Source organism: Streptomyces sp. NPDC093149, from assembly GCF_044754145.1.
Taxonomy (GTDB): Bacteria; Actinomycetota; Actinomycetes; order Streptomycetales; family Streptomycetaceae; genus Streptomyces.
This window is the reverse complement of record NZ_JBIVON010000001.1, coordinates 240,284-254,623: the sequence shown is the minus strand read 5'-3', so window position 1 is coordinate 254,623 and position 14,340 is coordinate 240,284. Positions and strand designations below refer to the sequence as shown.

The window sequence follows — 14,340 nt, the reverse complement described above, 5'->3', positions numbered from 1 at the left end:
CCCAGCAGCGAACCGGCGGCCACGATGCCCACCAGTGCCGCGAAGGCGAGGACCGCGAGGTCGAGGCCCAGGTGCGCCTGGGTGCCGATGAGCAGTCCGCGCAGGGCGTCGACCTCGTAGCTCAGCGGGTTCACCCTGCTGACGGCCTGCAGCCAGCCGGGCATCAGGGCGACCGGGTAGAGCGCGTTGGACGCGAAGAACAGCGGCATGGTGATGGCCTGGCCGATGCCCATCAAGCGGTCGCGGGTCAGGACGATCCCGGCGATCGACACCGACAGGCAGGAGAAGAACGCCGAGGCGAGCACGACCACCACGACAACACCCAGCAGCCGCAACGGGTTCCAGGTCATGCCGACACCGATCAGTGCGGCGATCACGATGACGACCGCGGCCTGGATCACCGCCTTCACCCCGGCGGCGAAGGCCTTGCCCGTCACCAGGGCGGTGCGGGGCGTGGGGGTGACCATGAGTTTGGTGAGGACGCCGGAATCCCGCTCCCAGATGATCATGATCCCGTAGAAGATCGCTATGAACATGGCGGACTGGGCGATGATGCCGGGTGCGAGGAAGTCGAGATAGGGGACGCCGCCGGTCGGGATGGCGTGGATACGGGAGAACGTCACGCCGAAGATCAGCAGCCAGAGGGCGGGCTGGACGGCGCGGGTGTAGATCTCGGTGCGGTCGTGGCGCAGCTTCTGCATCTCCACGACGCACATCGCGATGACGCGCGCGGGCACGACGCGCCAGCCGGTGCGGGGCGGTGGCGGGGTCAGCAGCAACGCGAAGCGCTGTTCCGGAGGGCCGGACTCAGCCGAGGCGGGATGCGGTGCGACGGGTGCGGCGGACATCTTGGAACGCTCCCTTCCCTTCGTCGGAACCGGAGCCGGAACCGGGGTCGTCCAGTCCGCGCCCGGAGTGGTGACGGAAGACGTCCTCCAGGGACGGCGGCGGCAGGCCCGTCTCGTCGGATTCCCGGCGGTGGACGACGAGTTCCTGCTTCAGCTCGGCGGGGGTGCCGAGCGCGCGCAGCCGGCCGAGGTGCATCAGCGCGAGCCGGTCGCAGCGCCGGTCGGCCTCGTCCATGGAGTGGGTGGTGACCAGCACGGTCATGCCGGTGCCGATCCGTATCTCGGTGATGCGGTCCCAGACGCTGTCCCGCGCGATCGGGTCCAGGCCGATGGTGGGCTCGTCCAGGATCATCAGCCGGGGCGCGCTGACCAGGGCCTGCGCGAGTTCGAGGCGGCGGACCATGCCGCCGGAGTACGTGGCGACGAGCCGGTGCGCGACCTCGCCGAGGCCGACCGCGTCCAGGGCCTGGGAGACCCGTGCGGCACGCCGGCGGCGGGGCACGTCGAAGACGCGGGCGAAGAGCTGGACGTTCTCCCGGCCGGTGAGGCTCGCATCGGCGGACAGCTGCTGCGGCACGTAACCGAGCAGACGCCGCACCGCCATCCTGTGCCGGGCCGCGTCCTGGCCGAACACCTCGATGACGCCGGGCGGTACGGGCAGCAGTGTGGTGATCGCGCGCAGGGTGGTGGTCTTGCCCGCGCCGTTGGGCCCGAGGAGGCCGAACACCTCCCCCGGGCGGACCAGCAGATCCAGGCCGTCGACGGCCTTCGCGTCGCCGAAGCTGTAGCTCAGCCCGGTGCAGTTGAGGGCGGGCGTGGTCTCCGTGGTCACGCGATCTCATCTCCTTCGCGCAGCGAGTCGGCGAGTCTGCGCAGGGCCGGGAGCGCGGCGGTCAGTGCCGCCCGGTCCGCCGTGTCCAGTCCGGCCAGGTGTTCGCGGAAGAGCGCCTCGCGGCGGGCGTGCCAGTCGCGCAGCCTCCCGGTCCCCGCGGGGGTCGGGTACAGCAGCGCGGCGCGTCCGTCGCCAGGGTCCTTCTCCCTGCGCAGCAGCCCTTCGGCGACGAGGTGGTTCACCAGGGTGCTGACCGAGTTGGCCGCGAGACAGAGACGGCGCGCGGCCGTCGAGACCCGGATGCCGGGCTCGGCGGCCACCAGCCGCAGCAGCTCGGCGTGCGCCCCTCGCATCCGGGGGACGCTCAGACCGCTCCACAGGCGTCGCCGGGCGAGCCTCTGGATGCGGGGCAGGAGTCCGGCGAGCTCATCGGGGAGATCACCCGCCGCCATCTGCCCATTTTAGCTCCGTATGCGAGCTAATGTCCCTATCTGGAGCGGTCCGGACGCGGGGGTGGTCCGCCCCGCCGCTCGACCGCCCGGAACCGCGGGCTCAGCGCTCCGTGAACCGCTCCCCGCACCGGCTGCAGAACACCGGCTCGGGGTCCTGCGAGAGCCGGCCGCACCCGGGACAGACCCGGTCCAGCATGCAGGGCGCCTCACCGCCCTCGTACGCCGCCGGGGACGCGGCCCGGGACGGCGCCGAGGGCTTGATCGTCAGGCCGGGGCGGCGACGGTGGACGGTCACGTACGCCAGCCCCTCCGGCCCCGCGACGAGCGCGCGGCGCGAGGTACGGGGCAGCCAGACGACCGTGGTCGGGGTCAGGTCCGTCACGTCGCCCCCGGCCACGACCCGGCCGCCGCCCGCGACGACGACGAGCAGGACGTCCAGGACGTCCTCCTGATGCTCACCGACCTCGGCGCCCGCCGGAAGGCGTACGAGATTGGCGTCCAACTCGCGCCCGCTCTCGACCAGTTGCCACAAGGCGCCGCGCTGCTCGGGGGACGCGGTGGCGAGCAGATCATTCAGTACGGCCAGTGCCCGGGGTGCGGAATTCACAGCGCTCAGGCTACGCCCGCCCTACTCTGGCCCCTTTGCCCGCAGATCCACCGGCAGGAACGAGGAGCCGCCGCGCCATGGACCGCAAGCCCGACGAGAAGTACCCGCCGATCGAACCGTACGAGCACGGAATGCTCGATGTCGGGGAAGGCAACCTCGTGTACTGGGAGGTGTGCGGCAATCCGCGCGGCAGACCCGCGCTCGTCGTGCACGGCGGTCCGGGGTCGGGCTGCACCGACCGGTCGCGGCGGTACTTCGACCCGGACCGCTACCGCGTCGTCCTCTTCGACCAGCGGGGCTGCGGCCGTTCCACCCCCCACGCGAGCGACCCCGCCACCGACATGCGGTTCAACACGACCGACCGGCTGATCGCCGACATGGAGCGGCTGCGCGACCACCTCGGGATCGACAGATGGCTGCTGTATGGCGGGTCCTGGGGTTCGACACTGATCCTCGCGTACGCCGAGCAGTACCCGGAGCGGGTCTCGCAGATCGTGATCCCGGCGGTCACGACGACCCGGCGCAGCGAGATCGACTGGCTGTACCGGGGCGCCGGGCGGATCTTCCCCGAGGCGTGGGACCTGTTCCGGGCCGGTGTGCCGGAGGCCCGGAGCGATGCCACGGCGGACATCCTCGCCGCGTACGCCCGGCGGACGGAGAGCCCCGACGCCGGTGTACGGGAGAGGGCGACCACCGACTGGTGCGCCTGGGAGGACGCGGTGCTCTCCCAGGAGACGTACACCGGACCGCCGCCGTACAGCGGGCGCCCCGGCCGGGCCCGGCAGGCGCTGGTGCGGATCTGCTCGCACTACTTCTCGCACGGCGCCTGGCTGGAGGAGGAGCAGTTGATCCGGGACGCGGGACGGCTGGCGGGAATTCCGGGCGTGCTGGTGCACGGGCGGTTCGACCTGGGCGGCCCGCTGATCACCGCGTGGGAACTGGCGAAGGCGTGGCCGGACGCGGAACTGACCGTGATCGACGGTTCGGGGCATCTGGGCGGCCCGGCGACGAGCCGGGCGGTGCTGGCGGCTCTGGACCGGTTCGCGCAGCAGCCCCCGCCGGACCGTTTCTGACGTACGGCTCGCAGGAACCGGTGGCGGCACACGGGGGCGCCACCGGCCGACGGCGACGCACCGGCGCACCGGCACGACGTACGAAAGCAGTGGCAACCGGTCCGATGGGACCGGGCCCGATCCCGGCACCCGGCGCTCCCCGGACGGGCCCCGTGCCACCCGCGTAGACACGGCGGATTCCGGTCATGGCAAGCTGTGTCTTCGCTGTATGCGCGCGACGGCACTCGTACCCCCCACTGGTCTTGTGACGACCGGTGCTGTCGCCTGACGCAGCGCGTGACGAAACGACAGTCCAAAACGATCCCTGGGGTACGACTTGAGATCGAAGAAACGAATCTGGATCACGGCTGCCGTGGCCACGTCCGCCGTGGCGGGCGTCCTGGTCTTCGAGGGCGTGACGGGCAATCCCTCGGCGGACTCGGACGCCAAGTCCGGACCGGCCAGGACCGATGTGCGGGCGACCGCGCTGAAGGTCGACGGCGACGGCACCACCGCCGTGCTCGGCAAGCGGGACACCAAGCCCTTCAGCATGCTGGGTGTCACCTGGACCGACCCGGCGGCCAAGGTCGCGGGAGCCGTGGAGGTGCGGACCCGGTCCGCCGCCGACGGGAAGTGGACGTCGTGGCTGCCGCTCGAAACCGACGTCGACGGGCGCGCGGAGACCGGCCGGTCCGGCGTGCGAGGGAGCACCGAGCCGCGCTGGGTCGGCCCGTCCGACGGTGTCGAGGTACGGATCAACGCGGGGGGCAAGGTCTCCACGAAGCTGCCCGCCGGGCTGCGGCTGGACACCGTGGACCCGGGGCGGACCGGCACCCTGAACGCGGACCCCGCCGCCTTCGCCGCCGACCTCCCCGCGGACGCCCCCTCGACCGATCCGACCGACGGCCCTTCGGAACCGGTCACGCCCGAGCCGCCCGCGCCCGGCGAGGCCACACAACCGCCCGCCGAGGTCCCGCCGACCGACCCTGCGTCGCCGTCCCCGTCCGCCCCGGCCACGGACGCCACGACTCCCCCGGCGAGCCCGACCCCTGCTCCGTCGGTCAGTTCGTCCCCGGCCGAGACCCTGCCGCCCGCGCCGCCGTCGACCGTGCCGAAGCCGCCCATCACCCCGCGTGCGGGCTGGGGCGCCGACGAGTCGATCAGCCCGGAGGCCCCGGAGTACACGGACACCGTCAAGGCCGTCTTCGTGCACCACACCGCCGGGACCAACAACTACACGTGCGCCGAATCCCCGGCCGTCATACGCAGCGTGTACGCGTACCACGTCCAGAGCGAGAAGTGGAAGGACATCGGTTACAACTTCCTGGTCGACAAGTGCGGCACGATCTTCGAGGGGCGTAAGGGCGGCGTGGACCGGCCGGTCTTCGGCGCGCACACCTACGGCTTCAACCGGCAGACGGCCGGCATCGCGGTCCTCGGCACCTACACGGACTCGGCCGCCCCGAGCGCGGTGACCACCTCGGTGGCCCGGCTCGCCGCGTGGAAGCTCGGGCAGTACAAGGGCGACCCGGCGGGCAGCACCATGCTCACCGCGGGCGCCACCGGCGGCAACCTCGCCGGCACCAGGTTCACCGCCGGTACGCAGTACTCCTTCAAGCAGATCTCCGGCCACCGCGACGGCTTCGCGACCGAGTGCCCCGGCACCCAGCTGTACGGACAGCTGCCCGCGATCCGCAGCCTCGCCGCGGGACCCGTCACCGGACTGGCCATCAAGTCGGTGACCGGCGCCGGGCTCTCGGGCACGACGTACTACACCAAGTCCGCGGTCACCGTGGGCTGGTCGGCGACCACCCCGAGCGCGTTCGTCTCCAAGTACGAGCTCCTGGTCGACGGCAAGTCCGTCGCCACCACCGCGGGCACCGCCACCTCGGCCAAGGCCACGCTGGCCGTCGGCACCCACAAGGTGGAGGTCCGCGCCACCCACCAGTCGGGCAAGGTCAGCACGTCCGCGGCGGCCACCGTGGTCGCCGACCAGACGGCGCCCACCTTCACCACCAAGCCCAACCTGGCCCTGCGCACCGGCACGGTGGACACCACGGCCGTCCCGGTCACCCTGAAGTGGAAGGCCACCGACGCCGCCTCGCTCAAGGAGGTCAGGCTCACCGCCCCGGTCGCCAAGACCTACGGACCGACGACCACCAGCGCCTCGCACACCGCGAAGTCGGGCGTGGCGACCAGCTGGGCCATGACCGCGTACGACCAGGCGGGCAACACCGCCGCCGCGTCCGTCTCCGGCACACCGGTCATCGTCCAGGAGAGCTCGGCGACGAAGACCGGCACCTGGACGACGAAGTCCTCGTCCAGCTACCTCGGCGGCAAGTCGTACTCCAGCTCGTCCAAGAACGCGAGCCTGAGCTGGACGTTCACCGGCCGCTCGGTCGCCCTGGTCGTCTCCAGGGCCGCCACCTCCGGCCAGGTGTACGTCTATGTGGACGGCGCGAAGGTGTCCACGGTGGACCTGAAGTCCACCACCACCAAGTACCGCGACGCCCTGTGGACGCAGAACTGGACCAGCAGCGCCAAGCACACCGTCAAGATCGTCGTCGTGGCCACGTCGGGCCGTCCGACGGTCACCACCGACGGGATCGTGTACCTGAAGTGACCGTCTGAGGCGTTCGGTCGCCCCTTCGCATGACGCTCCTGCCCCTGGAACTCCGCCGGGGGCAGGACGCGTTCGGGGTCGCCCTTGCTTCGAGCGGACTCGAAGGCGTTGGCTTGGTGTCCATGAAGTACACGCAGCTCGGACGCACCGGACTCAAGGTCAGCCGCCTCGTCCTCGGCACCATGAACTTCGGCCCGCAGACCGATGAGGTGGACAGCCACGCCATCATGGACGCGGCGCTGGACACGGGTCTGAATTTCTTCGACACCGCGAATGTCTATGGCTGGGGCGAGAACAAGGGCCGTACCGAGGAGATCATCGGCACCTGGTTCGCCAAGGGCGGCGAACGCCGCGACAAGGTGGTCCTGGCCACCAAGATGTACGGGAACATGGGCGCCGACGGCGAGGCCTGGCCCAACCACGACAAGCTCTCCGCCGTGAACATCCGGCGCTCGGTCGAGGCGTCGCTGAAGCGGCTCCGGACGGACTACATCGACCTGTACCAGTTCCACCACGTCGACCGGAACACCCCCTTCGAGGAGATCTGGCAGGCGATCGACGTCCTGGTGCAGCAGGGCAAGATCCTCTACGCGGGCTCGTCGAACTTCGCCGGCTACAAGATCGCCCAGGCCAATGAACTGGCGGCCCGGCGCGGCTCGTTGGGTCTGGTCAGCGAGCAGTGCATCTACAACCTGATCGAGCGCCGCGCCGAGATGGAGGTCATCCCGGCCGCCCAGGAGTACGGCCTCGGGGTCATCCCGTGGTCCCCGCTGCACGGCGGTCTGCTGGGCGGTGTGCTGAAGAAGGAGCGCGAGGGCACGGCGGGGCGCTCGGTCTCCGGCCGCAGCGCGGACGCGCTGCGGGACCCGTCGCAGCGCGAGAAGATCCAGGCGTACGAGGACCTGCTCGACAAGCACGGTCTGGAGCCGGGCGAGGTCGGCCTGGCCTGGCTGCTCTCCCGGCCGGGGGTCACGGGGCCGATCGTCGGGCCGCGCAACCAGGAGCAGTTGGACTCGGCGCTGCGGGCCCTGGATCTCGACCTCTCGGCGGAGCTGCTGGCCTCGCTGGACGAGATCTTCCCGGGGCCGGGACCGTCGCCGGAGGCGTTCGCCTGGTGAGGGCGGTCTGACGGACTGTCCGTCCGGCAGGTAAGGGCCGCCGTTGCCCCGTCCCCGTTCGGGGGCGAGGGCGACGGCGGCCCGTTGCGTGCCCGACGACGCGGCGAGGTGCCGCAGCCCGCCAGGGGGTACGGGACAGCCCTCAGGCGTCGAGTTCCTTGAGCGTCTCCCCGAGCCAGCCCAGCTCCGTCTCGCTGGTCGCGCGGGCGATCCGCAGCAGTCCCCGCCTGAACGGGTCCTCGAACGCCTCGGCGCCGAGCGGTCGCTCGCCCTCGTAGAAGAAGCTGCTCGGCTCCTCCAGGAACGCGAGCCTGCGCCGCAGCACCTGCGCCTGCTCGGCCCGGGACTCCAGATGGCGCAGGAAGGCGAGGACGGTGAACCAGCGGTTCTCGTCGCTGATGTCCACCTCGTCGGCCTCGCGCAGCCGACGCCGCAACTCCTCGCGTCCCCGCCCGGTCAGGGTCAGGGTGTGGCGGGGGGCGGCCCTGCTGCCCGGCTCGGTCCGGCGCTCCAGCCATCCGGCGCGCTCCAGGCGCTTGATCGCCGGATACAGCGTGCCGTCCGCGATGGGGCGGACGTGTCCGGTGAGGTGGGCGACCCGGCGCTTCAGCTCGTACCCGTGCAGCGGCTGCTCGTACAGAAATCCCAGGATGGCCAGTTCCAGCATGTGGGTATCATCCCCGATGACGTTATACCTCGATGCCGATATATAGTTGCTCCGATGGTCAGATACCGATGATCTCTGCGCAGTGCGGACAGGAGGAGGAGACATGCAGGACGCTCAGGTGACGGCCGACGGCGCGCGCATCCGATGGGTGGAACTGCCCGGCCGCCCCGGCACGTCCCGCACCCGGGTCTATCTGCACGGGCTGGGGGCCTCGTCCGGCCCCTACTTCACCGCGAGCGCCGCCCATCCCCTGCTGGCCGACGGCCGCTCGCTGCTCATGGACCTGCTCGGCTTCGGCATCAGTGACCGCCCCACGGACTTCGGCTACACGCTCGAAGACCACGCCGACGCGGTGGCGGCGGCCCTGGAGGCGGCCGGCGCGCACGACGCGGACGTGATCGCGCACAGCATGGGCGGCGCGGTGGCCATCGTGCTCGCCGCACGCCACCCGCACCTGGTGGCCCGGCTGGTGCTGGTCGACGCCAATCTGGATCCGGCCGCCCCCGACCCCGCGCGGCCGGGCAGCAGTGGCATCGCCGCCCGGACCGAGGAGGAGTTCCTGACCGGCGGCCTGGAGGAGGTGCGCGACCGGGTGGGGCCCCACTGGTGGGCGACCATGCGCCTCGCGGGGCCCGAGGCGCTGCACCGCACCGCGGTGCATCTCGCCCGCGGGACGACGCCGACGATGCGCGAACTCCTGCTGGACCTGGAGATCCCGCGTACGTATCTGCGCCCGCTGGACGACGGGCCGCTGCCCGGTGAGGACACGCTGATCGAGCACGGGGTGCGGGTCGTGGCGATCCCGGAGTGCGGGCACAACATCATGCTGGACAACCCGGAGGCGTTCGCCGGGGCGACCGCGTCGGCCCTCACCGGGCCGTAGGCGGAGGGGCGCCCGGCCGGACGCGGCGGGTTCGGGCCCGCTCACCTGCACCCGGGCGAGAGGGGCGTACGCCTTCTGGACCCGAACGAGGGGGGCGTACGCCTTCGCCGTCCGTCCGCAGGCCGGCCCTGCGCGTCACTGTCCGACGGCGGCAGCCACGGCGACGACGACGAACATCAGCACGAGCACGGCCGCCATGATGCGGTTTCTGGTCTTCGGATCCACCCTTCGAGCGTAACCGCCGCTCTCAGTGGCCCAACGACCAGGATGCGATCGTCTCGTACCGCGGCTGCTCTCCCGGCACCCCGGCGACCGGCAGGTTGCTGCGTACGAGGGACAGCTCGCCGACCTCCCACGGGGTGCCCTCGAAGTCTCCGAGAGCCTCGACGAAGGGGCGCAGGTCGGCCTGGGTGCGGCTGCGGGCGAGGGTCAGGTGCGCGCTGTAGCGGCGGTGCTCCTCCATCGGGATGCCGGTGCGGCGGGCGGCGGCGCCGGCCCGCTCGGCCAGGAGCCGCAACGTGTCGGTCCCGCCCGCGGCCCCCGCCCACAGCGCCCGCCCGTCGAATCGCCCGGCGCCGTGGATGCGCAGCGGGAAGGGCTCGGTGCGGTGGGCCGCCCGCCCGAGACGTCCGTCCAGCTCGGGCAGCAGTTCCTCGTCCACGGACCCGAGGAACGCGAGCGTGAAGTGCCAGCCGGGCGTACCGGTCCAGCGCAGTTTCCCGGCACCGGGGAGCGCGCGCAGCGGGTCGACGGCACCGCGCAGTTCCTGGACTGCGCGGTCGGGCGGCAACACGGCGACAAAGAGTCTGAGGCGGCTCATGGGCCGAGTGTCGCACCGTGAGGGCGTGTCCCGGGCTCCGTACGTATCGTTGTTCTACGCGGCTGCCCGCGCCCGTGCGGCAGCGGGGAGGAGCGGCACGATGACCGTCGTAGACACCGACAGGATCGAGATGGCCGACAACGGCGACGAGCGCACCTTGGACATGATGTTCGAGTGGCTTGAGCCCACCCCCGAGGGATTCAAGGTCGAGATCGTCGAGGGGATCATCTACATGTCGCCGCAGCGGGACATCCACTGGCGGATCATCCTGGCGCTCATCAGGCAGCTGCTCTCCAGGTACGGGGAGGAGCAATTGACATCCGATGTCCGCTTCGATTTTCCAGGGCGCCTCAACGGCCTCGCCCCGGATGTCGTGGCTCTGGCCGAGGGCGCTGCACATGACGCCAAGGGGCGTTATCGCTACCAGGACATCGAGTTCGTCGCGGAGGTGATCTCCAAGGACACCGCCGCCAACGACTACGGCCCGAAGAAGGCCACGTATGCCACTGCCGGCGTCCCGGTGTACGTCATCGCCGACCCGTACACCGGCACGTGGCACCTCCACACGCTCCCGAAGGACGACGAGTACCGCAGTGTGCTGAGCCTCGATTTCGGCACCCCGATCGACCTGACCGACACCGTCGTCGGCCTCACCCTCCGGACCGATACGTTCCCCCGCGACTGACCGCGCCCCGACACACGGACGGCCCCGACCGGTACCCACCCGGTCGGGGCCGTGCCATGTTGTCGCACGGGCGGTCCTCAGGCCGCCGTGGCCAGCTCCTCGCGCGGGACGAACCGCACATGGGGGCGGCCCGGCCGGAGGTCGACCTGGAGCCGGAGGCCGCCGACGCGGGCCAGCATGAAGCCGACACCGAGCGCGGCCACCAGCGAGAACGCACCGCCGACGATCATGCCCGTACGGACCCCGTAGGCGTCGCTGATCCAGCCGACGATCGGGGCGCCCACCGGCGTACCGCCGGCGAAGACCATCATGTACAGGCTCATGACCCGGCCGCGCATCGCCGGGTCGGCGGCCATCTGGACGCTCGTGTTCGCGCTGATGTTGGTCGTCAGGCCGATCATGCCGATCGGGACCAGCAGGATCGCGAAGAGCCAGACGGACGGCGACAGGGCGGCGACGATCTCCAGCAGACCGAACACCGTGCCCGCGGCCACCAGCATCCGCAGCCGCGAGGAACGGCGGCGGGCGGCGAGCAGGGCGCCCGCGAGGGAGCCGGCCGCCATGAGGATGTTGAAGAACGAGTACATCCCGGCGCCGCCGTGGAAGATCTCGTCCGCGAAGGCCGTGAGCCAGATCGGGAAGTTGAACCCGAACGTGCCGACGAAGCCGACCAGGACGATCGGCCAGATCAGCTCGGGCCGGCCGGAGACGTAGCGCAGGCCCTCGCGCAGCTGGCCCTTGGCGCGCGGCACGACGACGGACTTGTGCAGCTCGCTCGTCCGCATCAGCATCAGGCCGACGAGCGGGGCCGCGAAGGACAGGCCGTTGAACATGAAGGCCCAGCCACTGCCGACCGTGGTGATCAGGACACCGGCGACGGCCGGGCCGATGAGCCGGGCGGACTGGAAGTTCGCCGAGTTGAGACTGACCGCGTTCCGCAGCTGGGCGGGGCCGACCATCTCGGAGACGAACGACTGACGGGCCGGGTTGTCGACGACCGTCACCATGCCGAGCAGGAACGCGATGAGGTAGACGTGCCACACCTGCACGACGCCGGAGAGCGTGAGCACCGCGAGGGCGATCCCGCACAGGCCGAGCGCCGCCTGGCTGACAAGAAGAAGCTTCCGCTTCGGGAGGCGGTCGGCGATGACGCCGCCGTACAGGCCGAAGAGAAGCATCGGAAGGAACTGGAGGGCCGTGGTGATGCCGACGGCGGCGGCCGACCCGGTGAGGCTGAGGACCAGCCAGTCCTGCGTGATGCGGGACATCCAGGTACCGGTGTTGGAGATCACGGCGCCCGTGGCGAACAGGCGGTAGTTACGGATCTTCAGCGACGAGAAGGTCCCGCCGGTCGTGCTCTCGTGGGTGGAAGTCGGTGCGGGGGCGGAGTCTGCTCCGGATCCCGTACTCAAAAGGGTTCGCCTCCTCAGGCATATACATTTCGCTGACTGACGGGATGCGGCGGTGCGGACGGCGCCGGTCATGGACCGGCGCCGTCGCCCCGCTACAGGTGGGCGAGCTTCTCCAGCACGGGCGCCGCCTTGCGCAGCGTCTCCCACTCGTCCTCGTCCAGGCCCTCGGCGAGGGTGGTCAGCCAGGCGTTCCGCTTGGAGCGGCTCTCTTCGAGCATGGCTTCCGCCTGCTCGGTCTGGCTGACCATCTTCTGGCGACGGTCATCGGGGTGCGGTTCGAGTCTGACCAGTCCCTTCGCCTCCAGCAGCGCGACGATGCGAGTCATCGACGGGGGCTGCACATGCTCCTTGCGGGCCAGCTCACCGGGCGTGGCCGAACCGCAGCGGGCGAGCGTGCCGAGCACCGACATCTCGGTGGGGCTCAGCGACTCGTCGACGCGCTGGTGCTTCAGGCGCCGGCCGAGCAGCATCACGGCGGAGCGTAGGGAGCTCACGGCGGCCGCACTGTCGCCGTCGTGGATCAGGTCAGGCATGTTTATTAGGATAACTCATTACCTACCCTAAAGACCATTCGTGTTACACGCGCGAGAGGCAGATCACCTAATCGATCACCCGAACGAGTGAGTCGGCTCCGGAAAGTGACGCGAAACGACCTCCTGGGCCGTAACCCTGCTTGCCATGGGATCGACTGTGCTCAGCCTGCGGATAGACGGTGAGCTGCTCGACCGGCTCCGGCAGCATGCCGCCAAACGCGGAATGAGCGTCCAGGACTATGTGGTCCGGACGCTCATTCGCGACGACTTCGACGAGCGCTTCAAGGCGGCCGTCGACGAGACGGAGAAGTTCTACGGCCCGGAAGGGACCGCGGGGATCAGGGCGGAAGGGGTCACGTGAGGCCGAGGGCCGGCATCGCGTAGTAGAAGACGAAGACCGCCGACACCACGTACATGGCGAGCGGCACCTCGCGCCAGCGCCCGGCCACCACCCGCAGCACGGAGAAGGCGATGAAGCCGATGCCGATGCCGTTGGTGATCGAGTAGGTGAACGGCATCATCAGCATGGCCAGGAAGGCCGGGATGGCGAGCGTGTAGTCGCTCCAGTCGATGTCGCGGACCGAACCCGAGATGATCAGGAAGCCGACCGCCAGCAGAGCCGGGGTGGCCGCCTGCGACGGGACCATGGTCGCCAGCGGCGTCAGGAACAGCGCGGCCGTGAACAGCAGGCCCGTCACGATGCTCGCGAGGCCGGTGCGGGCACCCTCGCCGACACCCGCGGTGGACTCCACGAAGCAGGTGCCCGCGGAGGCGGAGCTCGCACCGCCCGCGGCGACCGCGATGCCGTCCACGAACAGCACCTTGTTGATGCCGGGGAAGTTGCCGTCCTTGTCGGTCAGCTTCGCCTCGTCGCCGACACCGAGGATGGTGCCCATCGCGTCGAAGAAGCAGGACAGCAGCACGGTGAAGACGAACAGGATGCCGGTGAGCACACCGACCTTGTGGAAGCCGCCGAACAGGCTGACCTGGCCGAGCAGTCCGAAGTCCGGTGTGGAGACCGGGTTGCCCGGCCACTGCGGGACGGTCAGGCCCCACGCCTCGCCCGGCAGGCCGGCGACCGCGTTGATGATCAGCGCCACAGCCGTCATCGCGACGATGGAGATCAGGATGGCGCCCGACACCTTGCGGACGATCAGCGCGAGGGTGAGCAGCGCACCGAGGACGAAGACGAGGACCGGCCAGCCGTTGAGGTGGCCGTCGCCGCCGAGCTGAAGCGGAACGGTGGTGTGCGCGGCGTCCGGGATGCGGGAGACGAAGCCCGAGTCGACCAGGCCGATCAGCAGGATGAAGAGACCGATACCGATCGCGATGCCCTTGCGGAGCGACTTCGGCACGGCGTGCATCACGCGTTCCCGCAGCCCCGTCGCGACCAGCAGCATGACCACGATGCCCGCGAGAACGACCATGCCCATCGCGTCCGGCCAGGTCATCTTCGGGGCGAGCTGGAGGGCGACGACCGTGTTGACGCCGAGCCCGGCGGCCAGCGCGATCGGCACATTGCCGATGACACCCATGAGAAGGGTGGAGAAGGCCGCGGTCACCACGGTGGCGGTGACCAGCTGACCATGACTGAGGTAGTGATCGTTTATATCTTTCGCGCTACCGAGAATGATCGGGTTCAGCACGATGATGTACGCCATCGCGAAGAATGTGGCGAATCCGCCGCGGATCTCGCGTGCGACCGACGACCCCCGCTCGGAGATCTTGAAGAAACGATCCAGGCCGCCGCGCGGCTGAGGGGCCATGGAGGGGGTGGAATCGACCGGAGCGGTGGCCGAGGGGGACAT

The 14,340-nt window shown here is 70.4% G+C and carries 15 protein-coding genes; 6 read left to right on the top strand and 9 right to left on the bottom strand.

All coding sequences use genetic code 11. From position 1 onward, the window contains the following. The 4 genes from ACIQCZ_RS01280 to ACIQCZ_RS01265 all read right to left on the bottom strand — a co-directional run. Window positions 1–848 (bottom strand): ABC transporter permease (locus ACIQCZ_RS01280; protein ID WP_402278567.1); only part of this gene is annotated, 848 nt, incomplete at its 3' end. Continuing rightward, complete coding sequence (locus ACIQCZ_RS01275) at window positions 808–1,680, bottom strand: ABC transporter ATP-binding protein (protein WP_402278565.1); 873 nt, start codon at window positions 1,678–1,680, stop codon at window positions 808–810. The genes ACIQCZ_RS01280 and ACIQCZ_RS01275, both read right to left, overlap by 41 nt. Further along, a complete protein-coding gene (locus tag ACIQCZ_RS01270; RefSeq protein ID WP_402278563.1) occupies window positions 1,677–2,132 on the bottom strand; it encodes a MarR family winged helix-turn-helix transcriptional regulator in 456 nt (151 codons plus the stop codon). The genes ACIQCZ_RS01275 and ACIQCZ_RS01270 overlap by 4 nt, the downstream gene beginning before the upstream one ends. Before the next feature lie 100 nt (window positions 2,133–2,232). Continuing rightward, a complete protein-coding gene (locus tag ACIQCZ_RS01265) occupies window positions 2,233–2,739 on the bottom strand; it encodes a hypothetical protein (protein WP_402278561.1) in 507 nt (168 codons plus the stop codon). Window positions 2,740–2,816: 77 nt separating this feature from the next. On the opposite strand from ACIQCZ_RS01265, the gene pip reads away from it, so the two are divergent. The 3 genes from pip (at window position 2,817) to ACIQCZ_RS01250 (ending at window position 7,532) form a co-directional block, all read left to right on the top strand. Next, window positions 2,817–3,812, top strand: a complete 996-nt coding sequence (pip, locus tag ACIQCZ_RS01260; RefSeq protein ID WP_402278559.1) for a prolyl aminopeptidase — start codon at window positions 2,817–2,819, stop codon at window positions 3,810–3,812. Between the two features lie 316 nt (window positions 3,813–4,128). After that, window positions 4,129–6,414: an N-acetylmuramoyl-L-alanine amidase gene (locus ACIQCZ_RS01255; RefSeq protein WP_402278557.1), complete on the top strand. Its 2,286-nt coding sequence runs from the start codon at window positions 4,129–4,131 to the stop codon at window positions 6,412–6,414. Between the two features lie 122 nt (window positions 6,415–6,536). Continuing rightward, complete coding sequence (locus ACIQCZ_RS01250; RefSeq protein ID WP_402280161.1) at window positions 6,537–7,532, top strand: aldo/keto reductase; 996 nt, start codon at window positions 6,537–6,539, stop codon at window positions 7,530–7,532. A gap of 142 nt (window positions 7,533–7,674) precedes the next feature. Here ACIQCZ_RS01250 and ACIQCZ_RS01245 read toward each other — a convergent pair whose 3' ends face one another. Continuing rightward, window positions 7,675–8,199: a PadR family transcriptional regulator gene (locus tag ACIQCZ_RS01245; protein ID WP_402278555.1), complete on the bottom strand. Its 525-nt coding sequence runs from the start codon at window positions 8,197–8,199 to the stop codon at window positions 7,675–7,677. A gap of 103 nt (window positions 8,200–8,302) precedes the next feature. Here ACIQCZ_RS01245 and ACIQCZ_RS01240 point away from each other — a divergent pair, with 103 nt between their 5' ends. Beyond that, complete coding sequence (locus ACIQCZ_RS01240; RefSeq protein ID WP_402278553.1) at window positions 8,303–9,082, top strand: alpha/beta fold hydrolase; 780 nt, start codon at window positions 8,303–8,305, stop codon at window positions 9,080–9,082. Window positions 9,083–9,329: 247 nt separating this feature from the next. On the opposite strand, the gene thpR is transcribed toward ACIQCZ_RS01240, so the two are convergent. Continuing rightward, on the bottom strand, window positions 9,330–9,902 hold the full coding sequence (gene thpR, locus ACIQCZ_RS01235) for an RNA 2',3'-cyclic phosphodiesterase (protein ID WP_402278551.1): 573 nt from the start codon (window positions 9,900–9,902) through the stop codon (window positions 9,330–9,332). Window positions 9,903–10,002: 100 nt separating this feature from the next. Here thpR and ACIQCZ_RS01230 point away from each other — a divergent pair, with 100 nt between their 5' ends. Further along, the gene (locus ACIQCZ_RS01230) at window positions 10,003–10,587 is read left to right on the top strand and encodes a Uma2 family endonuclease (RefSeq protein WP_376214318.1); all 585 of its coding nucleotides are present in this window, start codon (window positions 10,003–10,005) and stop codon (window positions 10,585–10,587) included. A gap of 77 nt (window positions 10,588–10,664) precedes the next feature. Here ACIQCZ_RS01230 and ACIQCZ_RS01225 read toward each other — a convergent pair whose 3' ends face one another. Next, the gene (locus ACIQCZ_RS01225; protein ID WP_376214315.1) at window positions 10,665–11,999 is read right to left on the bottom strand and encodes an MFS transporter; all 1,335 of its coding nucleotides are present in this window, start codon (window positions 11,997–11,999) and stop codon (window positions 10,665–10,667) included. Between the two features lie 92 nt (window positions 12,000–12,091). Further along, window positions 12,092–12,532 carry a MarR family transcriptional regulator gene (locus ACIQCZ_RS01220; RefSeq protein ID WP_327273742.1) on the bottom strand — a complete coding sequence of 147 codons (441 nt, stop codon included), beginning with the start codon at window positions 12,530–12,532 and terminating at the stop codon, window positions 12,092–12,094. 145 nt (window positions 12,533–12,677) lie between these two features. On the opposite strand from ACIQCZ_RS01220, the gene ACIQCZ_RS01215 reads away from it, so the two are divergent. Continuing rightward, a complete protein-coding gene (locus ACIQCZ_RS01215) occupies window positions 12,678–12,893 on the top strand; it encodes a ribbon-helix-helix protein, CopG family (protein WP_361445739.1) in 216 nt (71 codons plus the stop codon). Here the strand turns inward: ACIQCZ_RS01215 and ACIQCZ_RS01210 are convergent. After that, a complete protein-coding gene (locus ACIQCZ_RS01210) occupies window positions 12,886–14,340 on the bottom strand; it encodes an NCS2 family permease (protein WP_402278547.1) in 1,455 nt (484 codons plus the stop codon). The two genes, ACIQCZ_RS01215 and ACIQCZ_RS01210, sit on opposite strands and share 8 nt — an antisense overlap.